22 protein-coding genes are annotated in these 19,589 nt (G+C 70.6%); 14 read left to right on the top strand and 8 right to left on the bottom strand.

Annotated features, from left to right (window positions below; all coding sequences use genetic code 11):
- Positions 1–133: 133 nt before the first annotated feature.
- Positions 134–421 carry a hypothetical protein gene (locus ACFU7Y_RS18645; RefSeq protein ID WP_380768859.1) on the bottom strand — a complete coding sequence of 96 codons (288 nt, stop codon included), beginning with the start codon at positions 419–421 and terminating at the stop codon, positions 134–136.
- A 261-nt stretch (positions 422–682) separates the two neighbouring features.
- On the opposite strand from ACFU7Y_RS18645, the gene ACFU7Y_RS18640 reads away from it, so the two are divergent.
- Positions 683–1,177, top strand: coding sequence for a hypothetical protein (locus ACFU7Y_RS18640; protein WP_380768857.1), 495 nt, complete (start codon positions 683–685; stop codon positions 1,175–1,177).
- Here ACFU7Y_RS18640 and ACFU7Y_RS18635 read toward each other — a convergent pair.
- Positions 1,152–1,964, bottom strand: a complete 813-nt coding sequence (locus tag ACFU7Y_RS18635; protein WP_380768855.1) for an IS5 family transposase — start codon at positions 1,962–1,964, stop codon at positions 1,152–1,154. The two genes, ACFU7Y_RS18640 and ACFU7Y_RS18635, sit on opposite strands and share 26 nt — an antisense overlap.
- 300 nt (positions 1,965–2,264) lie before the next feature.
- Positions 2,265–2,489: a hypothetical protein gene (locus ACFU7Y_RS18630; protein ID WP_380768853.1), complete on the bottom strand. Its 225-nt coding sequence runs from the start codon at positions 2,487–2,489 to the stop codon at positions 2,265–2,267.
- A 76-nt stretch (positions 2,490–2,565) separates the two neighbouring features.
- Between ACFU7Y_RS18630 and ACFU7Y_RS18625 the strand changes: the two genes are divergently transcribed.
- The 6 genes from ACFU7Y_RS18625 (at position 2,566) to ACFU7Y_RS18600 (ending at position 8,427) form a co-directional block, all read left to right on the top strand.
- Complete coding sequence (locus ACFU7Y_RS18625; protein WP_380768851.1) at positions 2,566–3,108, top strand: hypothetical protein; 543 nt, start codon at positions 2,566–2,568, stop codon at positions 3,106–3,108.
- A 4-nt stretch (positions 3,109–3,112) separates the two neighbouring features.
- A complete protein-coding gene (locus ACFU7Y_RS18620) occupies positions 3,113–3,754 on the top strand; it encodes a hypothetical protein (RefSeq protein WP_380768849.1) in 642 nt (213 codons plus the stop codon).
- A 95-nt stretch (positions 3,755–3,849) separates the two neighbouring features.
- Positions 3,850–4,461, top strand: coding sequence for a hypothetical protein (locus ACFU7Y_RS18615; protein WP_380768848.1), 612 nt, complete (start codon positions 3,850–3,852; stop codon positions 4,459–4,461).
- A gap of 384 nt (positions 4,462–4,845) precedes the next feature.
- Positions 4,846–5,520, top strand: a complete 675-nt coding sequence (locus tag ACFU7Y_RS18610; protein WP_380768846.1) for an ABC transporter ATP-binding protein — start codon at positions 4,846–4,848, stop codon at positions 5,518–5,520.
- A complete protein-coding gene (locus ACFU7Y_RS18605; protein ID WP_380768844.1) occupies positions 5,520–7,934 on the top strand; it encodes an FtsX-like permease family protein in 2,415 nt (804 codons plus the stop codon). Before ACFU7Y_RS18610 ends, ACFU7Y_RS18605 begins: the two co-directional genes overlap by 1 nt.
- A 259-nt stretch (positions 7,935–8,193) precedes the next feature.
- Complete coding sequence (locus ACFU7Y_RS18600) at positions 8,194–8,427, top strand: hypothetical protein (protein WP_380768842.1); 234 nt, start codon at positions 8,194–8,196, stop codon at positions 8,425–8,427.
- An 81-nt stretch (positions 8,428–8,508) separates the two neighbouring features.
- Here ACFU7Y_RS18600 and ACFU7Y_RS18595 read toward each other — a convergent pair whose 3' ends face one another.
- Positions 8,509–10,191 (bottom strand): hypothetical protein, encoded by a 1,683-nt coding sequence (locus ACFU7Y_RS18595; protein WP_380768840.1) that lies wholly within the window; start codon positions 10,189–10,191, stop codon positions 8,509–8,511.
- A 549-nt stretch (positions 10,192–10,740) separates the two neighbouring features.
- On the opposite strand from ACFU7Y_RS18595, the gene ACFU7Y_RS18590 reads away from it, so the two are divergent.
- Entirely contained in the window at positions 10,741–11,232 is a 492-nt protein-coding gene (locus ACFU7Y_RS18590) for a hypothetical protein (protein ID WP_380768838.1), read from the top strand.
- Between the two features lie 7 nt (positions 11,233–11,239).
- Here ACFU7Y_RS18590 and ACFU7Y_RS18585 read toward each other — a convergent pair whose 3' ends face one another.
- Positions 11,240–12,289 carry a hypothetical protein gene (locus ACFU7Y_RS18585; protein ID WP_380768836.1) on the bottom strand — a complete coding sequence of 350 codons (1,050 nt, stop codon included), beginning with the start codon at positions 12,287–12,289 and terminating at the stop codon, positions 11,240–11,242.
- Between the two features lie 279 nt (positions 12,290–12,568).
- Between ACFU7Y_RS18585 and ACFU7Y_RS18580 the strand changes: the two genes are divergently transcribed.
- Entirely contained in the window at positions 12,569–12,844 is a 276-nt protein-coding gene (locus ACFU7Y_RS18580; protein WP_380768835.1) for a hypothetical protein, read from the top strand.
- 273 nt (positions 12,845–13,117) lie between these two features.
- Here the strand turns inward: ACFU7Y_RS18580 and ACFU7Y_RS18575 are convergent, their stop codons facing one another.
- Positions 13,118–13,789: a hypothetical protein gene (locus ACFU7Y_RS18575; protein ID WP_380768833.1), complete on the bottom strand. Its 672-nt coding sequence runs from the start codon at positions 13,787–13,789 to the stop codon at positions 13,118–13,120.
- A gap of 318 nt (positions 13,790–14,107) precedes the next feature.
- Between ACFU7Y_RS18575 and ACFU7Y_RS18570 the strand changes: the two genes are divergently transcribed.
- On the top strand, positions 14,108–14,269 hold the full coding sequence (locus ACFU7Y_RS18570) for a hypothetical protein (protein WP_380768831.1): 162 nt from the start codon (positions 14,108–14,110) through the stop codon (positions 14,267–14,269).
- Between the two features lie 100 nt (positions 14,270–14,369).
- A complete protein-coding gene (locus ACFU7Y_RS18565; RefSeq protein WP_380768829.1) occupies positions 14,370–14,855 on the top strand; it encodes a hypothetical protein in 486 nt (161 codons plus the stop codon).
- A 1,110-nt stretch (positions 14,856–15,965) separates the two neighbouring features.
- Here ACFU7Y_RS18565 and ACFU7Y_RS18560 read toward each other — a convergent pair.
- Both ACFU7Y_RS18560 and ACFU7Y_RS18555 read right to left on the bottom strand, forming a co-directional pair.
- Positions 15,966–16,424 carry a hypothetical protein gene (locus ACFU7Y_RS18560; RefSeq protein WP_380768827.1) on the bottom strand — a complete coding sequence of 153 codons (459 nt, stop codon included), beginning with the start codon at positions 16,422–16,424 and terminating at the stop codon, positions 15,966–15,968.
- Between the two features lie 118 nt (positions 16,425–16,542).
- A complete protein-coding gene (locus tag ACFU7Y_RS18555; protein WP_380768825.1) occupies positions 16,543–16,899 on the bottom strand; it encodes a hypothetical protein in 357 nt (118 codons plus the stop codon).
- Between the two features lie 521 nt (positions 16,900–17,420).
- Between ACFU7Y_RS18555 and ACFU7Y_RS18550 the strand changes: the two genes are divergently transcribed.
- The 3 genes from ACFU7Y_RS18550 (at position 17,421) to ACFU7Y_RS18540 (ending at position 19,559) form a co-directional block, all read left to right on the top strand.
- Positions 17,421–18,206 carry a pentapeptide repeat-containing protein gene (locus ACFU7Y_RS18550; protein ID WP_380768824.1) on the top strand — a complete coding sequence of 262 codons (786 nt, stop codon included), beginning with the start codon at positions 17,421–17,423 and terminating at the stop codon, positions 18,204–18,206.
- A 240-nt stretch (positions 18,207–18,446) separates the two neighbouring features.
- The gene (locus ACFU7Y_RS18545; RefSeq protein WP_380768823.1) at positions 18,447–19,157 is read left to right on the top strand and encodes a hypothetical protein; all 711 of its coding nucleotides are present in this window, start codon (positions 18,447–18,449) and stop codon (positions 19,155–19,157) included.
- 207 nt (positions 19,158–19,364) lie between these two features.
- Complete coding sequence (locus ACFU7Y_RS18540; RefSeq protein ID WP_380768821.1) at positions 19,365–19,559, top strand: hypothetical protein; 195 nt, start codon at positions 19,365–19,367, stop codon at positions 19,557–19,559.
- The last annotated feature ends 30 nt before the right edge of the window (positions 19,560–19,589 follow it).

The raw sequence follows: 19,589 nt of genomic DNA, 5'->3' as shown, positions 1-19,589 counted from the left end.
GTGCTCGTGCCGCCGGTGGCGGTGCAGCTGCCGGGCCCGGGCAGCCGCCGCACGTTCGTGTTGGCGGCGGCCTGCTGCCGTAGCTGGGTGATCTCGGCGTACTGGGCGACGAGGCGGGACAGCGCGAGGGTGTTCACGTCGACCAGTGGGCGTCGTCGATGTCCGGTCGAAGGGTCTCGGTGGGCCTGGCGAAGTCCGGGGCGTACTCGACGCCGTCGCCGCGGATGGAGAGGGTGAGCATCTGGTCGGGTCCCGGCACGAGGCTGACGTAGACGCTGACTCCCCCGGAGGCTTCGGCGCTGAAGTTGTAGTCCGTACCCTTCTCCGGCTCGCTGGGGGTCCAGATCGGCTTGACCTGCTTGTAGCCGTGCAGCTGCCATTGGTTCTCGATACCGTTCTTCAGTTCCAAGCGGTGGGACACGCTGATCCTGGTTCGGGCGGTGAGCTGGCGGTCGACGAAAAACATTCTGCTCGGCTCACCGTTCGGACGCTGTTGGTGCTGCTGGACGGAGTAGCCCGTGTCAGTCAGCGCCAAGCCAGGGCTCAGGCCGCCGACCGTCTCCTGAGAAAGTGTTGTCTTTCAGCACGTGATCGGTGGGTTTCCGCTGGTCGGGCATGAACTCCGTGGTGTCGAGGAAGAGTCGGGCCGGCGCGTTCGTCCGGGATGACACGGAGGTGGTCGGTGGCGTCGGTCATGGGCTTGCTGGAGGCTCGGGAGACGGCTGCGCGGGTGCGGGTCGACGAGCTCCGCGTGGAGGCCGATCGGATTCTCGCCGAACTGGCCGAGGCGGAAGCAGTGTTGGAGCGGCGGGCCATCGCCCTCGCCGAGTTGGCCGAGGCATTGGCCGCGCCGGAGCCGGAGCCTGAGGAACCGCTGCGGCCGGTGCCGGTGCCGGCGGTGGTGAAGGTCCCGGTAGCGGGGGCGGTGGTGCCCGTCTGGCGGGAGGGCCTGACTACGGAGGCGCTCGCGCCGGACTACCGGCGGTTGGTGGGCATGCTGGAGGCGGAAGCAGGCGGGACGGGGCTGCGGGCCCAGGAGTTGGCCTCTCGAATGGGCCTGGAGCGGGTCCCGGCGAAAGTCGAGGGAGTGCGGTCGAAGGCGAAGCGGCTGGTGGAGCGGGGCTGGCTGACCGAGGAGCGGCCCGGGGTGTTCACGCCGCGACGGGCAAACAGGTGACCTTGTGGTCCCGGTGGCGGGCGAGGCGGCGTCCCATGAGCATGGTCATGGACCACAGGGTGACGGCCTCGCTGCTGGCAGGCAGCGTCTCGTAGTCCCGGGCCAGCCGTCGCGAGCGCATCAGCCAGCTCAGCGTGCGCTCCACCACCCATCGTCTCGGCAGCACCACGAAGCCGCTCATGTCGTCGCTGCGTTTGATGATCTCCAGAGTGAGCTGGAGTGTCTCGCGGGCCCAGTCGACCAGGCGGCCCGTGTAGCCGCCGTCGGCCCACACCAGGCGGAGCTTTCGGTAGCGGGCGCGGGGGTGTTTCAGCATGCCGCAGGCGGCGTCGCGGTCGGTGGTGTCGGCAGGGGTGACCAGCACCATCAGCAGCAGGCCGAACGTGTCCACGATGACGTGTCGCTTGCGACCGTTGATCAATTTTCCGCCGTCGAAGCCCCGTGAGGTCGCCGGCACCGAGGCGGCGCCCTTCACCGACTGCGAGTCGATGATCGCCCCGGTCAGCTCCGCGTCGCGGCCCTCGCTCGCGCGGACCCTTCCGCGCAACCGGTCGTGGAACTCGGCGATCAGCTTGGTGTCGCGCCAGCGCCGGAAGAAGGCGTAGACCCGGTCCCAGGCGGGGAAGTCGGCCGGCATCGCCCGCCACGTGATGCCACCCGCGACCAGGTAGCGGATCGCATCGATCATCTGCTGGTGGCAGTAGCCCTCCGGCTGTCCACCCTTCCCGTTCAACCACGCGGGGACGGGAAGCAGATCGCGCACGGCCGCCCACTCCGCGTCCGTCATGTCCGAGGGGTAGGCCCGCTCCCGCTCGGGGCGATCGGCCGCATTCCCGTACAGGTGCGCGAGACAATCACACGTAAGAGAAGGCGAGTTGGACTTCGCCGGCGCGAACGCGTACAACTGCGGCAACAGGGTCTCCTGGAACGTCTCGGGCTTCAACACCCACGAGATGCGCCAGGGGCCCTGTCTTCATGCCCGGGTTGCCGCAGGATCACTCGACCGGGAACCTCGTTCGAACGCCAAGCGAACCACTCGGTACAACAACGGCTCCTCACACAGACCGGGATCACGGGCGCCGGACTGTCAGAGGTTCTGCAGGTAGGCGATGTGGACGGTGAAGGCGGCCTGCTCGGGGGTGTCGTGGAGCATCGCCTCCTGGGTGTTGATGTCGCCGATGAAGTAGCCCTCGTACACCGCCACCCATCGGTCGCCGATGCCGGTCAGGCCGCACTCGACCCAGCCGACCTGATGGCCCTCGCCCGTCACGAGGTAGACGTCGGGTTGACCGTCCAGCCAGCCAACGCCCACCAGTCGCCGAACTGCCCCTCATCGAGGGCGATGCGCACCCAAACCTGTCACAGAGGGCTGCCCGTAGACTTCGTTCATGTTCAAGGGATGGTGGCATGTACTGTCGGATGATGAGCGACAGCAGTGGATGTCGGAGCCGTATATGAAGGTCGGACCGCTGTGCTTTGGCATGAGTCCGTCTGAGGCTGAGGATGCGTTGAGCGACGTCGCAACAGGGGTTGTGCAGCACACTGAATCTGGCGGACATGGAGACAGCTGGCAGATTGCGAGGAGCCAGTATCGGGAGTTCGGGCTGGTCCTCTACTACAACAATGGACGCCTTGCGGGCGTCGTGGTCGACGCCCTGTGTGGACCGCAGGTTTTCACGGACGGTATGGCACTTGTCGGTCGGGTGCCATCCGTCCTGGAAGAGTGGATGCGCGATCGCGCTGAGACTTGTTCGTCGGATGACGAGCTCGCATACATGTCCGCAGGCGTACCTACCTCCGAGTCGCTGGGCGTGACGATCAATGTACAGCGGGATGGTGATCGCTTGCTCAGTCGCCCCGTGTTTTACCCTGCCGAAGCGCTTCACGATCTTCCCCACTGGCTGCCCGATGAGGTATGGATGATTCGCTGAATTGATGCCCAGGCGCGGCTGCCGCGCCGCCAACGGGCACCACGTCCGCGTCATCGAGTTCCACCTCACAGTGGCCACCAGCGACGGTGCCAGCCGAACCGAGCACTACCGCCTGCTGACCACGCGCATGGACCCCCGCCGCCATCCCGCCGACCAACTCGCGGCCCTCTATCACCAGCGCTGGGAGGTGGAGATCGCATTCTTCGGACTGAAGGTGACCTTGCGAACAGCAGACCGGGTCCTGCGGTCGCAGCGCCCGGAAGGCGTCGAGCAGGAGATCTACGCCTATCTGAACGTCTATCAGGTCCTGCGGCGGGTATCGCATCACAGTGCTCGCCGCGTCGGCGTCGACCCGGACCGGGTCTCCTTCACGGTGGCGGTCCGTACCGCACGTCACGGCGTCATCGCAGCCGACCACGCCTCGCCCGGCGGCCCGGAGACCTTCCACCAGCTGCTGACCAACGAACTCCTACCGCCACGACGCGCGGATCGTGTCAGCCCCCGCGCGGTCAAGCGCCCGGTCTCACCGTTCTCCTACAAACAGGTCCATGCTCTCCGCGAGAGCCGGACAGCCAGACGTGCGACCTACACAGTCCACCTCCGCGAACCCTCCGCCGACGCCTTGACAGTGCCACCTCAGCCGTAACTTCGCGGCATTGCTTTGAAACACCCCTGGGGGTCCGGGCGAGCCGATATCAAGATCAGGCCGGGGGAGGACTAGTGAAAAGAAAGGACCTGACCGTGATTGACCGCAGCGGCTACCTCGACGTCCGATCCCGCAGCGCGTCCGTTTTCGACCTCGACGCCAGGCTGCCCGACCAGGCCTTCAAGGGGGTCGCGGGGGAATCGTTGTTCTGTGAGTTCGACGCGGTCCTCACCCGGGAATTCTGGCCAGCACTCCGCGCGATGGCCCGGTGGCATGGCGACGATCGAATCGAACTACTGGTCCTGGAACCAGGTGTCGACGATTTCTACCTCCCGGAGTGTCGGATATGCCCGACGATTTCGTTGTCCGTCGACGCAGGCATGGACGACTACTGGGAGAAGGTCGGCTTTACGTCGAACGATGATTTCGCGGAGTCGATTGCGATTTCTGCCAATGTCATCGCTGTGACAGGCCCTTCCGGAAGGTGGGGGTGCTGGGGCGAAAAGGATCCCGAGGTTGCAATTTTTCGGGGCTTTCCGGATGTGACCACACGGAATGAATGGCGCGAACAGTTCGGGCCGTTCCTTGAGGTGTCAGGCGCACTGGAGTCGTATCTCTCGCTGGCCTTTGGGCGTCATGCCGTCCCGGACGTCTATGCGGCAACCCTGACTGCCAACTATGGGCCTCCGAGCGGCAGAATGCCGTGACATTGCGGAGTTTCACTGGGGTTTGGTGATGCTTCCATGGTGTTTTGGGTTAATCCAGCGACTGCGCGACGAATATCGCGGAGTGATGAATGAATTGCATGGAAGCAAACCCGGTGGAACGCCATATGTGAGCGGTGGGCTCCAGACCCGAGTAGAGGCGAACTCCAAGTACCAGGATTTTCGCTGGAAGGAGGTCTCTGCCGCCGTTGCGGCGTTCCCCTGCTCTCAGAGTCTGAACCGGGTGTACCAAGAGGTCTTCATCGAGGTGGCTGGATACTCGGCACCCTAGTCGGAATACCGAGCTCCGTTTACTGAACGAGGGGTCAGCATCTCTGAATGGTGAGATGATCGCCACGCACCTATGAAGACGCGAGAGGGCAGGTAATGAATCTTCTGGTAGCCGAGGAACTGTGCCTCAGTTTCGGCACGACCCGCGCGCTGGACGAGGTCTCGTTCGCAGTCGCCCCGCGAGAGGTGGTGGCCGTGACCGGATCGAGCGGCTCGGGGAAGTCGACGCTGCTTCACTGTTTGGCGGGCATCCTCGCCCCGGAGGCCGGCAGCGTCCACCTCGACGGCGAGCGGATTGACAACCTGCCTGAGTCGGGCCGCAGCTCACTGCGTCGCCGGGACTTCGGCTTCGTGTTCCAGCTGGGCGAACTGATCCCCGAACTGTCCGTGCTCGAAAACGTCGCACTCCCGCTGAGGCTCGCCGGAGTGACCCGCAAGGACGCCGCACGGCAGGCGGCGGAGGCGCTTGAGCGGCTGGAGATCGCCAGCCTCGCCGCGAAGCGCCCCTCCCAGATCTCCGGCGGTCAGGCCCAGCGAGCCGCGGTGGCACGGGCGTTGATTCACCGTCCGAAGGTCGTCTTCGCTGACGAGCCCACCGGCGCGCTCGACACGGTCAACGGCGAGCGGGTGCTGACCGCGCTGACCACGGCTGCCCGGGAGCAGGGTGCGGCCGTGGTCGTCGTGACCCATGAGGCGCGCGTGGCGGCCTGCGCGGACCGCGAGATCGTGATGAGCAACGGCCGGGTGGTCGGGACGAAGGAGCGGGTGTGATGCGGGCCCGCTTCTACCCCTTACTCCTGGGCGTGCGCCTGGTACGCGGCTACGGCCGCTCAGGCTGGGCCCGGGTCGTTCTGATGGCCGGCGGCACGGCACTCGGCGTGGTCGTCCTGCTGCTGGCGATCGCCGTCCCGGGGATGCTGCAGCACCGCGCGGACCGGGCCGACGCCCGCACGGTGATCTGCGCGGCCACGGACGATCGGGCAGCGGCCGGCTGCGGTCTGCTCGGTGAGAGCGTGTCGGACAGCTGGTACGGCCGGCCCCTGCAACGCCAGCTCGTGCCCGAGGCCGCCGCCGCCCCGCCGCCTGGTCTGAACCACCTGCCGGCCCCCGGCGAAGTGGCACTCTCGCCCGCATTGCGCGCGCTCTACGACAAGCCTGGCAACCAGGCACTGCGTGACCGGCTGCCCGGCCGGGCCACCGAGACGATCACCGCCGATGGCCTGCTGCAGCCTGACGAACTGCTCGCGTACGTCGGCGTCGCAAGCACCCCGGGCGCCCCGACCCAGCAACCCGCGGGGTACGGCCCGCAGGCGCACCACGTCACCGGCCCAGCGGTGGTGGCTGAGGCCGGGGCTGTCGCGGACGCCCGCAAGAACACCATCACGCTGATCGTCGGCGTGATCGCCGTCCTCACCCCCGTCCTGCTGTTCCTCGCCTCCTGCGCCCGGCTCTCCGCCGCCACGCGGGACCGCCGGCTGGCCGCGCTTCGCCTGCTCGGAGTGACGCCGCGCCAGGCACAGGTGGTGAACGCCGGAGAGAGCGCCGTAGTGGCGACGCTGGGTGCACTCGCCGGCCTGGCGATCTTCGAGGCCCTGCTGCCCTTCACCTCCCGATGGACCGTCGCGGGCTACGGCTGGTACGCCGCCGACCTCCAACCCCCGCTGTGGCAGATCGCCGCACTGATCGTCGCCGTTCCCATTCTTGCCGTCGGCGTGGGGGCCGTCGCGGTACGGCGGATCACCGCCACCACAAGGGCCGGACGGGCCGACGCCATGCCGAAGGCACTCTCCCCGTGGCGGCTGGCACCGCTGGCCGCCGGTGTCGCCGTCACCGGCTACGCGGCGGCCAGCTCTCCGCCAGACCGGGGCGACCCGAATACCTCGATGCTGCTCATCATGGCCGCAGGCCTGCTGCTGGTGTTCATCGGCCTCGCGGCCGGCACCCCGCTGATCGCCCGGAGCATCGGCGTGCTCCTCGGACGGGTGACCCGGTCGATCGCCGTCCTGCTCGGTGCCCGACGGCTCGAAATCGAGGCCGCCGCCACCACCCGGGTGGTCTCCGGACTGGTCCTGCTGGTCTTCGCCGGGGCCTTCGGGCAGTCGATGCTCGCGGCAATCCAGTCCCGCACCGACGCCGAATCCTGGGTGCAGGTCATGGCCCCCGGCGTCTACCAGGGGCCGGCGAAGAGCGCAGACGGCACACCCCTTGCGGCCGCCACCTTCGCCGACATCCCCGGCGTTCGCTCAGTCGTCCCCGTGCGTCGCCTCCAGACACCGATGACACCCGTCACGATGACGCCCGCCCAGGGCATCCCGGGCCGAGCGTCCGGGGCACCCGCCGGCACGGTCCAAGCACCCCCGCGCATCCACAACGCCGTCGTCCTCACCTGCGCCGAACTGTCCGCTGTGATCAACAAGGCACCACAATCCTGCGAGGAAGGCACCGCCTACTGGCTCACCCAGTCCGGGCAGCCGGCCGGACTCGGCAACGGAGCACCACTGACCCTGGCTCCGGCAGCTTCCGCCGCCAGCCCCGTCACGGTGGCGGCGCCCACCCGCACCCTCACGGTCCCCGACCGCAGCGCCGTCTCCGACGGCTCCCCGGTGGCGGCCGACATGCTGCTGCCACCCAGCACACCCGGCCTGTCCGCCGAAACCCTGCCCGCCACGACGTACCTGATCGTCACCGACGGCGAACAGTCCACCTTCGAAGCGCTCAACGCGGCGGCCGCCCGGGTGGACCCGAGCCTGACCGTCTCCACCCCGGACATCGCGCTCGAAGCCCAGTACCAATTCCCCCTGTTCCGCGCCCTGCTCACGCTCGGAACCATCCTCGTCCTCGCGATCTCCTGTGCCGCCATCGCCGTCGGCTCGATCGACCGCGCCATCGAACGCCGCCGCGAAGTAGCCCTCCAAGCCGTGGTCGGCGTCCCCCTGCCCACCATGCGGCGCGCCCAACTCCTCCAAGTGCTCATCCCGTACGGCACCGGCATCACACTGGCCCTCGGCCTCGCCATCCTCGTCGGACGAGCCTACGGACGTGCAGGAGGAACCTCCGGAGCAATCCCACTCGGAGGACTCACCACCGTCGCCACCATCGCAATCGCCGGCGCAGCCGTAGCCGGACTGAGCGCACTCCCCGCCCTCGGCCGAGGCATCAAAGCGGAATTCCTGCACCGCGAGTAACCAACGACAGGACACACCCACCACCAACCACAACGGGGCCCGCGCTACAAGCGCGGGCCCCGCTGCGCGCGCCTCCTCCGCCGCCATTGCCTTGGAAGAGGAGGCACACTGGGCTGCATGCAGGCCAGCGCCCACGCTCTGCATACCGATCGGCCAGCGGCAAGAAACGGAGTTACCAGGTTCTCAGGAACTCTCGGGGCTTACCGCGGCCGCCCACCTTTACCGTGACGGCGCCCATGCCCTCGGCGAGCGGGTCTGCGTGGAGCTGCTCCAGGACGGCCTGGGCAAGGTGGAACGTTCTCCCCAGGACGGCGGCCGGGAAACGGACGTGGCACAGCGCGACGATGACCGCGGCTTGCTCGACGGGCCGCGGGCCGAACAGTGGGACGCCCGGGTAGGCCAGTGGGGCCAGGACTATCGGCACATGGAAAACCGCACGACACCGACCAGCGGAAACGTCACCAGCATGACGCCGAAAACCGCACCACAATGACGCTGGCCCACCGGCACCGCCCCCGACCAGGCATCAACCCGTACCCGGAACGACAAACCGTTGCAACCCACCGCGACACCGTCATGCAACTTCACAGCGCTTTTCTGGCAGGGACCGGCCGTGTGGAATCTGAGTCATGCTGTAGGGAGTTTCGCCGTTGCTTCTGGTCTGCTTCGGCCAGCGATGTGCGTGGAGGAGGCGCACCTGCCACCAGGGGTCGTCCTCGGGCGGCCCGCTCTTCTCGGCCCGGCGCAGGGCGCGGGCGGTGGGCGGCTCCAGGATGATCGGCCGTCCGTTGGTGGTGCGGCGCCGGCGGTCGCAGGACGGGCACTCCAGGCGGTCCGGGTGGGCGTTCTCGTCCAGCTCGTCCTGGGAATCGTGGGCGCCGCCGAGCGGCCCCTTGCAGGTGTGGCACGGGTGCAGGGCGTCGTTGTGGGCGCGGGCAGCGAGCAGCACGTTGCGCAGCGCGGCTGTTTCGGCGTCCTGCTTGGCCTTCTCGGCGCGCTGCTCCTCGGCTTCCTCCTGGTCCTCGCGGGCCTGGCGGCGCTGGTCGATCAGGTCCCAGTCGGGTTCGTCGTTGAGGGCGTTGGTGAGGGAGTGCCAGCCGGGCCGGCCGAAGCGCCACCAGGTGGGTCCTTGCCAGCCGTGCTCGCGTAGGCGCTCGACGGTGGTGCCGAGCACGGGGATCTTGCCGTGGTAGGTGGCGTAGGCGATGCCTTCCTGCTCGTGCGCCCAGCCTTGCCAGTGCTCGCTGGTGGCGTTGCGTAGGTCCTTCAGGCGCTGTTCCAGGGCCTCGGGGCTGTAGCGGGGGCGGCTGCCTCTGGTGCCCTGGTCAAGGACGAACAGCACGGGCGGGCGGACGGTGCGGCGGTGACTGTAGCCGTATTCGGGTTCGGGGGCGTTGTAGCGGACTTCGACTTCGAGGCGCTCCTGGCCGCCGTCCTGGACGGTGCGGTCGAAGTAGCGCTTGTAGTTGTCGAGCTTGCCGGCGACCTTGCGCACGTCGGTCATGGTGCCCCGGTCGAGCTCCAGGAAGGCCACCGGGATGCCGAGCTCGGGCAGGCGGACGACGGCGTCGGGGATGACGTTGAACTTGCCGGTGATGGTGTGGGGCGTCTCGGTGGCCCAGGCTTCGATGCCTCCGGGCAGCGGGCCGGTGGGCAGGGCGCGGCGCGGGGGTGCCTGTCGCTTGTCGGTGCGGGGCGGGGCGCCGTGGGTGGTGGTGCCGGTGACGGCGGTGATGATGAGCTCGTTGACGAGCATGGCGTGCGGGGCGCCGGTGAGGCCGGCGCCGCGGGCGTGGCCGCCCATGTCGCGGTCGTCGCCGAGGGCTTCGGCGGCGGCGGCCAGGCCGAGCAGGGTGAGGCCGACGATCTTCTCCGCGCCGGGCCCGCCCGGCTTCGGCTTGGCGCCCGCTCCCTCGGCCGGGGCGGTCTTGGGGGCGGGTCGGCGGCCCGGCGGCGAGGTGGTGCCGCGGACGTCGACCAGCTTGTGCTTCTCCAGGTCCCGGACCGCTTCGGCCACGTGCTCCACGCGGTGGTGGGCGCGGTACTCGTCGGCGGCGATCAGGGCGTGCAGCTGCTTGTAGGTGGCGATCTTCAGCACGCCCAGCGCCGCGAGGACGTCGGCGCGCAGCGGGGCGGTCGAGCCGTTGGGGTTGCGGGCGGAGCGGCGGAAGTGCACCCGGCCCGGCCGGGCTGGCTGTTCGCCGTCGTGCCGCTCGCCCTGGCCGTCGCCGTGGCCGTGGTCCTGGTCGTGGTCCATGCCCTGCCCCCGCGCTGTCGGTCGTTCGTGGTGGTGATCTTCTCTGCTGTACCGCACACCACCGACACCGGAGCCGCCCCGCCCGCTCGCCGCCGCCCGCCGACCACCGGGAGGCACCCGGCCGCCCGGCCGGGAAAGGGGAGGGCCCCAGCGGCTATGGAGCGGGTAGGGCAGCACTGGACCCGGCGGTGAACCCGAGCCCGCCCTACCCAACTGCACCACCAACCACCAACAGCTCAAAGAAGGGAAGGGAGAGGGTTGTCGGCAACCCTGGGCGGCCCGATTCTCGGGGCTGAGCTGGGTAAATGTCGAAAGGCTGGCGAATGCTTCCCCCCGGGGCATCACCCGGGGACGGCCCCGGGGAGACACCCGGGGAACTGCGGCGGGCTCTTTCGCCTCGCCGGGCCCGTACGCGCGCCGTGACGGCGGCTCAGGCTCTGATCGGACAGTACCCCGGGCGGGCCTTCGGCACGCCGGATCGGCCGGCCTCGCCCCGCCGGGTCGGCGGCCCGGGGTGACGAATCCGGGGACGGCGGCGTTGGATCGGGGGTGAGCAGCACTTCCACTCCCCGCCCGCGGCGCGGGGGCGCCGGGTTGGGGCCGGGCGTCGCCGGCCGGGCCTTCGCCGTCGTCGGCCGGGCCCTGCGGTCCCCGCTTCCCTGGTCGCAGGAGTCAGTCGACGACGAGCTGCAGAGCCTGCTGGCCGGCCATCAGCGGCTGGTGGCCGCGCGGTGGGCGGAGGCGTTCGAGGACCTGGACGAGGACGCTATCGGCGAGGTGGCTCAGGAGGCCCGCCAGGACGGGCAGGACCCGGGCCGGTCCGTCGACGTCTTCGTGCGAAGCCTGGTCCGGCAGCTGGAGGACTGGAAGCAGGCCGAGGCCGCGCTGGCGAAGGCGCTGAACGAGGCGGCGCTCGGGCGGCCGTTGCCGGTGTGGACGGCCGACGCCCTGGCCGCCGAGCAGGGCCGGCTGTGGGACGCGCGGCAGGCACTACTGGAGGCTGTCGCCCGGCACCACCACGGCGGCCCCGCGCCCTGGTGAGGCCGGGTCAGCGGGCGGAGGCCGACCTGGTCTGGTGGGCGCGCAGGATGGCGTCGAGCGCCAGGTCCGCGGTGGGGAGGGTTCTGGGCCGGGACAAGGTGTCGACGAGGAGCCGGGCGCCGCCCTGTTGGTAGAGGAGGGCGATCCAGCCGGCCTGTCCCCACGGCCCGTCGGGCAGGGGCGCGGTCCAGCCGATCGGTGTGCTGTCGAGGCGCAGCTGGAGAACGCCCTGGGCGTCGGGGGTGAGCCAGGAGCCGAGTTCCCAGCCGGGGCCGAAGGTCACCTCCAGGTCGTCGAGGAGGTCGGGGAAGTCGAAGCGGCGCTCGGGGTCGGTGCAGGCCTCCCGCCGGGCCTGCTCGGCCGCGGCGGCCGCCGACTGCTGGGTCGGCGCCGGGCCGGCGTCCGGCTCAGGGGCGGAGGCGGGTGGCTGCTCGGCCGGGGCAGAAGCGGTCGGGGTTTCGCCTCGCGGGACGTTTGTCCCCTCCGGGACGTCGTCGTCCGGGTCCTCATCGTGGTCCCAGCGGTCGATCCGCTCGCGCGAGCGGGCCATGAGGCGCTCGTGCTCGTTCAGGTGCGGCCAGCGGGCCTTGTCCCGGATCTCCTGCGCGGCCATGTAGGCACGGGTGCCGTAGACGGGCAGCACCTTGGCCAGCTCCGCGAACGCCTCGGCCGGATCGCCGGCCGCAGTCTCCTCCAGGAAGCGCGTCAGCCGGCGGCGCAGCGCGTCGGCAGTGCCGAGGAGGTGTCGGCCGTCCTCACCCCAGCGGGCGAGGACGTCGTCGGCCCCGACGGCGGCCGCCGGTGCAGCAGATGCAGCGGGTGCTGCACCGGGCGGCGCAGCAGCCGGGTCAGGTGCAGCGGCGCTCGCTGCTTCTTCGCGGGCCTTGGCCTTGGCGCGGTCGACCTTGCTGCGGCAGGACCGCGAGCAGTAGGTGCGCGGCCGCCCGGTGAGGCCCTTGAGCGCCGGGTTCGAGCAGCCCTTCCGGGCGCACAGCCGGGCCGGTTCCGCGCTGGTGGCCGGCGGGTCGGTGGCGGCGGTCGGCGGGGCGCTGTCCATGCCCGGGATCGTAGCCGCCGGGCCCGACGGCCTGGCCGCCTTTCGCCTCGCTGCCGGGCGCGGGGCGAAACCCGGCGCGGCGGGTAGCGGTGCTGCTGCACCCTGTTGTCCCGCTGCTGCACCGGCGTGCTGCGGTGCAGCAGCAGCGCTGCGTGGACGGCGGTGACCTGTGCCGGTGAGGTCGGCGGGGCGAAACTCACCGGCCACCCGGGGCGGAACTCACCAGGGCAGCGGAGAACTCACCGGCAGGTGCGGGTGGTCCTGGCGACCGTTCTCCAGGTGCGGGGCCGACGGTGCGGGCTGGAGAGTGGGGTGGTGGGCATCGTGGTGGTGGTCGAGCAGCCGGAGGACCCGGTGCGCCTGGCCGTGCACGCGGCCAGCTCCGACCCGGACGTGCCCGGCGATCCGGCGGCGGTGACGGTCTGCGGGCTCGACACCGCGGGTATGGCCGTCGACCCGTGGCGGCCGACCGCGCCGAGTCAGCGCTGGTATCCGCCCGACCTCGCCCGCTACGTCTGCCCGCGCTACGACCGGGCCGTGCGTTCAGTGACGTGAGAGCAGGTCAGCGGGGGTGGCTTATAGATTCTTGCCCGCTTCGGAGGGGCGCCCGCCGGCGATGGCCCGTGGTTGTGCGTCCCGGGTCCGGCGGGCGCCCCGGGGGCAGCGTAGCCGGGCCCGGCCCCAGGCCTCAGTGGTCGCCCGGCCGGTAGCGCGATGGCATCCGACGCGCTGCACTCTGCGTACATCGGAGTCGCAACCTGCGGACGCCACCGCGGCCGGTACGCACTGCGCAGCCGGGTGGTGGACCGCCGGGCTGGCGGTGGCGGGTCAGGTCTTCAGGACGCGGCTGATCTCGTGCGGGGTCTGCCTGGCGAGGGCCACCAGGGTGTCGAGATGGCCGCCGGTCCAGGGGCGGTCCATGTTCTTCGGGTGGTCGACCGAGAGGCGGGCGCCGGCTGCGGTGGCCCGGTCCTTGGGGTTGTCGATCTCGGTGTCGCCGAGGCACTCGTAGGCGATCTCGATGAAGTCGAGCAGTTTGGCCCGCTCCTCGCGGCGCCGGTTCAGCTGCGCTTCCTCCCGGTTGAGGAGGCCGTCGACCGGGACCGAGATCGCGCGCTCGAACTCGGCCAGGGTCGGCTCCTCGCACAGCCGCTCGACCGCCGCGTCGGACAGCGGCGGACCACCGGCCGCCAGCCGTTCCAGGATGCTGATGCCGAGCACCGTGAACGCGCTGGCGTACCGCCACAGCAGCACCTCGATCTCGTCCGCGCACCGGAACGCCGCACGCCCCAGGTCACGGAACGCCTCGACCTCGAACGCGAACCGCCTCTCCTCAGCCCCGTGCTCGGCGTTGGCCTCCCATGCCCGGGCCCGGTCCTCCGCCGCGAGCGCCGTTCGCAGCTCGACGTCGAGCGTGTTCACCGCCTCGCGCAGCGACACGAGCGCCTCGTACTCCGCCGGGCCGAGTCCTGCCAGAGCCGTGCGCGTCGGAAACTCCATCCCGCCCACCTCCTCCTTGCCGGGGCTCCCGGCACCGTAGCCGGGTCGTCACGGCTCCCGCAGCCGAACGCCCAGCTTCCGCCCTGCCTCACGGACAGCGCTGCGCGCGGCGGGGCGGAGCGGCCGTCGGACCGTCCCGCCACCGGGGACCGGTCAGTCCCCGGCCGGGTCGGTCGCGGCGCTCGCGTGCGGTCGGGACCTGGACCCTGAGGACGACGAGGACGGCGGCGTGGACGAGGACCTCGCCTTCGTGCTCAGCGGGCAGGTGCTGGTCCGCGAGACCGGCCTGGCCGAGACGAGAGCGTCGCCCTGGCGGCGGTGGGCGCGATCGCCTTGGCGATGCCCCGCACCATCACCGTCGATAGCGACCCGGACGGGCAGCTGCCCGAACTGGCCCACCACCTCGACCGGGCCGTCGCCGCCGGTCGCGCCGCCGACGTGGCACCGCACGTGGCGGGATCGGCGCCGCACCGGTCGTGACCTGCGGAGGGGAGTTTGACGGGGCGAAACTCAGCGGCGTTGCGGGGCGGAGCTCACCGGCGTTGCGTGACCTCGATGAGGGTGGTGAGGTTCACCGGTCATGAGAGACGTGAGCGTCCTGCCGGTGGCGACCGAGCCGCCCGCCGAGGACGGGGACCAGGAGCAGCGGGAGCGGCAGCACGCGGTGAACGAGGTATTCGCCGAGGCGGGTGAGGCGGGCCGGCGGGCGGCCGGGTGGGTGTGCGGGCTCGCGGCACGGCAGCTCCAGCCCGGCCACCACACCGTGCTGGAGCGGGCCGCCGACGCCGTCGAACAGGCCGCCGGCCGGGAGATCGTCCCCGGCGGCGAGAGCCAGCTCGCCGAAGAACTTGCGTACGACCTGGCGGCCGACGTCATCACGGGCAGCATCCTCGTCGACGGACTCCCGGAGCTGTCGACCGGCGAACGGATCGCGCTGATCGCGGTCTGCGCACTCGCCGCAGCCCTGCCCGGCACGGTGCTGAACGACCCGACGCGCGAGCTGCCTGTCCTCACCGCGACGATGAACGCCGCCACCCAGGCGGGCATCGCCGCCGACCCACGGTAGCGCCGCCAGCCCCGACGGTCCCGCTTCGGCGCCGGGGCTGGCGGGAGGAAGCCGCCAGGCGTGCCACGGCCGACAGGTTGAGGGCGTCGGCTGGGCGACGCCCTCAACCCGGCTACCTGCGGGTTGCTGCCGCGGCCGCCATCCCGAGCGGGCCGGCAGCAGTGGCCAGCGCGAGCGACGCCGTTCCCTGATCCACGACACCGAGAACAACCGCCCCGGTGACAGTGGCGTAGAACGCGGCCCAGAGGGTCCGGCGGCGACCGGACCAGCCACGGTTGTCAGACCCTGGTGAGTTACTGTTCACGAGCGTTGGCCTCCTGATTCGATGCGGACGGCCTCGCGAAGAGGGAGCTCACCGGCCTGGCTTTCCTAGGGCGTTGGCCGGTGAGCTCCTCTCACGAGGTACGAGGAGGCTATCCGCCGGTACGGACAGTTCCGCCGCCTCGCGACCCCGACAGGCGAGACATCCGCCGGGTGAGATATCACAGAGGACCGACAAAACCGGGCTTCGGAAAGTGGCGCGCATTTGCGCAGGTCAGGGCGCTAAATTCGCTGCTCAGAGCATGCCGTGAAACATGCGGAACGTTTCACGACCAAGCCCGAATTTGTGACCTAAATCACATGAACGTGTTCTTCTTGTCGAAGTAGATCTTGCCCTCGATCTGACTGCCGCCCGGCTCCGGCGGACCGAAGACGCACTTCACCCGATCGTGGCGCCGTGCTCGGTACGCAGCCACGGCCGCTGCTCGGCGCCAGCGGTGTCGGTCGTCATCGTCTCCCCCGGTTCGCGGGTCGGTGAGCGGCTCAGCGTAGGGGCCCGGCCCGCTGCCCGGCGACCGGATTCCACTGCGCGCACCCGGCCGGGCGGGCGCGGGGTGCAGGCAGCCGGGTCCCGGGGAGACAGGGGGGTGGTCCGCGGGACCCGGCCGGTGGGAGGCCAGCAGCGCCGGGGTGGCATGTCGCGGCTGCTCTGCTCGGCGGCCCGGTGGTGCTGTGGTGAGGCCGCCGTGGCGGGAATGCTAGACCCGCTGGCCAGCGGGTGGCCAGGGCTTTGACCTGGGTTTTTTCAGCCGCGAACATGCCATCGGCAGCACGCAAACGGCTTCCCGGTCAGCTCCCTTTCCGCCAGGCCCAGATCGCCCGCTCCAGGCGTTCGGCGCCCTCCCAACGGACCGGGTGGGGCATCCGGTGGGCGGTCTCGCCGTCCATCACGTACTCCAGGGCGCGGGCCAGGCCGGCCGGGTCGGAGGCGACGGGGATGTCCAGCTCCATCGGCGGGTAGGCCTCGGGGTCGGATTCGCGCTCGAAGACGTACGACCAGCCGGTGGTGCTGTCCCAGTTCACGGTGAGCAGGCAGTCGGCGTCGGAGGCGTCCCGGTCGCCGTACGGGTTGTGGTTCCCGGCGCCCCAGCCCAGGACGGCCTGCAGCGCGCGAGCACCGGCGGGCTCTTCCTCCTCCAGCCACCAGCCGCCCGGGCCGCGTCCGATCGCCTCCAGCTCGGTGACGACCTGGGCGATGTAGTCGCGGTGCGGCAGGTGGCCGCCGCGCTCCTCCAGGATCTTCGGCACGATGGCCTTCCCCTTCTGTTGTCGTGGTGCGGGCCGGGTACGGACCCGTTGGTGAATCGACAGGTGCTGCGCTTGTAGACAGGGCCCGCGGTGGCGCTCACGGCCGGCCCGTGCCCGGTCACCTCCAGCCGCAGGCTTGTTGCTCCTCGAACCAAAGCCGCTCGGCGGTCGCCGGGCCGCGTTCGGCCCAGTCCTCGGGGCGGTCGCCGGGCCGCGGCCCGTCCTGCCACCGGCGCCGGGACGGCGGCGCGGCCGGGAGGACGCCGTCGGCGAGCAGGGCGCGCACCCAGGCGGTGGCGGCGAGCGCCGGCTCCAGTGCGGTGACGGATTCGGGGCCGAGCCGGCCGAGGAGGTGCAGCAGCGCGCCGACGGCGCCGAGGGTGTCGGTCGCGGCAGGCGGCGCCCAGCCGTCGGCCGCCACCTGTTCGGTCAGCTCGCTCGCGACGCCAGTCAGCGTGTCGGTCCGGTCGTTCAAGGCACCCATGTCCGGTCAACGAGCGGGCCGCAGGCTGGGTAGCGGGATGTCAGCAGTGTGGGCCGATGAGCAGCACGGTGAGCACCGAGTCGTCCTGGCCGTTGCGCTCGGGCCGGCCAATCGCGTCCGGGCCAGGTTCAGTAGATCCACCAGGCGGCGGCCGGTGTGGTCGGGCAGGGCGTGGTAGCGATGGGTACACAGGCAGGGGACGGCGGGAGCCGGGCGGGCGGTGGGGAAAGCGCGAGTGCGAGGGGCCAGTGCGCAACGAGGGGCTGGCATGCCCCGGGGCGAGCGCGAAGCATGCCGCCAGGTCGTCGGCCGAAACCGCGCAAGGTCGCCTCTGAAACGGGGCCTGTCACGAAACCTTGATCTGTTATCGACGCATACCTATAGCCGGTATCTGAGCTGGGACAACGCACCATTTGACTGATCGTTAGACTCGTGGGAGAGTTGAGATCGCTCGGGCACCTCTGTGCCCATTGCCCACACGAAGCCTCGCCTGTCGGCGGGGCTTTTTGCATGTGGCGAACAGCCAAGTCACCAAGGCCTCCGTCGTCGACGGGGGCCTTCTGCTGTATCTGGAGGAATGTTGGACGCTTCCCTCACTGTGCTCGCGCTGCTCATCATGGCCGTCGTGGTACTCGTTCTCGGAGTCCTGGCAAGGGTGCGACTTCGACTTCACTCACGCCGTCTTCGACGGCGGCAGCTTCAAGGACGCCGAGTTCTGCGGGCGGGTGAAGTTCCACGGCGCCGTCTTCCGTGCGGACGACGGTATCGAGGTGACGTTCGAGGGCGCGGCGTTCCGCTGCGGTTGTCAGGTGGAGTTCTGGGGAGCCACCTTCGCCGGCCCCCGGATCGTCTTCCGGGGCGCGCAATTCACAGGCGGCTCGGTGATGTTCCGGAACGCCGTCTTCGAGGCGAGCCTCGTCCAGTTCGACGACGCCCACTTCACCGGCGGACAGGTCGACTTCAGCGGCGCCCAGTTCGCAGACGGCGACACCGAGTTCCGACAGGCGGTGTTCAACGGCGCCACCGTCTTGTTCAACGCCACCTACACGAACGCCACGGTTGGCTTCTGGGACACCCGGTTCGACGAGGGACAGATCGATTTCAACCACGCGGTCTTCGGCCCGGGCCACGGACTCGTGAGCTTCGGCGGATCGTCCTTCAGCGAGGCGGATGTCAGACTCGAAACGGCCACCTTCAACGGCCTCACAGTCGATCTCTCCAAGGTGGACATCCAAGGCCAGCCACCAAAACTCCCCCCAGGGCAGCGCCCAGGGCTGGAGCGCCCCCAGGATGCATAAGGGCTGCGGCCCCTGAGCCATGCAACACAGCTTCCGATCGGACTCCTCCTGCTGGCAGGACGTGCACGGCTGCTCGCCCCAGCGGGCCCGGTCCCACTCGGCGTCGGTGAGCTTCGCCGAACAGCGGGTGCAGGCCGGGCGGCTCGCCTCCTGTTCGGCCTGCTCGCGGGCTCGGCGGGCAGGCCGGCCTCAAGCAGACCCAGAAGCGCCTGGCCCGCCTCCACGCCGAGGGCCTGGCCGATGTTCGTCACCCTGCCGCAGGCCGGCCGCACGAAGGCCTGGCACCTCGCCGGCCAGGGCGCGGCCGTCACCGCGACCTTCCCCGAGGCCCGCCGCCCGGACGGCCCGGCGGCGGCCGCCGAACAGACCGCCCTGCGGTACGGGCGCAGTCACCTGCTCGACCTCGGCCGCGTGCACACCGCCTTCGTCACCGAAGCCCGCCAGCGCGGGGAGAGCTGCCGGCCGCTCGACCTGGTCCCCGCCCCCGAACACCGAGCGGGCCCGGACAAAGACACGTACCGGCCCGCCGCCGAACTCGCGTACACCGCGAACGCCGACGACAGCCAGCTACGGCTGCGGGCGTTCGTCGAGCTCCACCGCCCCGACGTCGGCGCCGAGCACTGCGCGGCGCAGATGGCGGCCTGCGCCCGACTGTGGGAGCAGCCGGGCCCCGGCGGGACGGGGCGGGCGTGGGAGCGACGCTGGCGGACCTTCCCGCGCCTGCTGGTGGTCCTGGTCGGCACCACCGCCGCCTCGGCGCTCGGCAGTGTCGGACCTGCGGCTCGCCGCCGAAGAACAGCCGGCCACCGCCGAGCTGCTCGCCGCCGTCCCGGCCCGCGCTGCCCGGGCCGAGGACCTGGTCCAGCGCGGCCCGGCCGCCCTCGTCTGGCACCCGCTCGGTGGCCCGGACCGGCGGCCGTGCGGCTGGGCACAGCTGTAGAGGTCTGGTAGGAGCAGGAACGAGGGCGGGTCGGGCATCAAGGTGCCCGACCGGCCCTCGCCAATGCTTTGACCTGACCATATGAGGGCCGGGCCCCCTTCCCTGCTCATCCGGGCGGTGCCTATCGTCCGGGTAGGTACACGGGCTCGGGAAGGAGGCCCGTCCGCCTCGCCTCGCGTGATGGCGCGGGGCTGGTGGGCGCCGAGGAGAGGCTCTGGGTGAACGCCGTTCCGCGCGAGGAGCTGGCGAAGTTCACCTTCGAGCGCGTCATCGGCGGGCTCAAGGTCCTCTCGGAGAAGGGCCTTGCCTGGCGTGCCTCGTACCGCGGCGCGCAGATCCAACTCAGCGATCCCCGGCCGGAGTTCCAGGAAACGTGGACCCTGGAGTTCGTGCGCCCGATCGACGAGGAGTAACCGCGCGGCGGGGGCGGCCAGCGCAGACCC

This window comes from Kitasatospora sp. NPDC057542, assembly GCF_042801945.1.
In the GTDB taxonomy this organism is placed as follows: domain Bacteria; phylum Actinomycetota; class Actinomycetes; order Streptomycetales; family Streptomycetaceae; genus Kitasatospora.
Note: the sequence above shows the minus strand (reverse complement) of the source record. Positions and strands in the feature narration are given on the sequence as shown.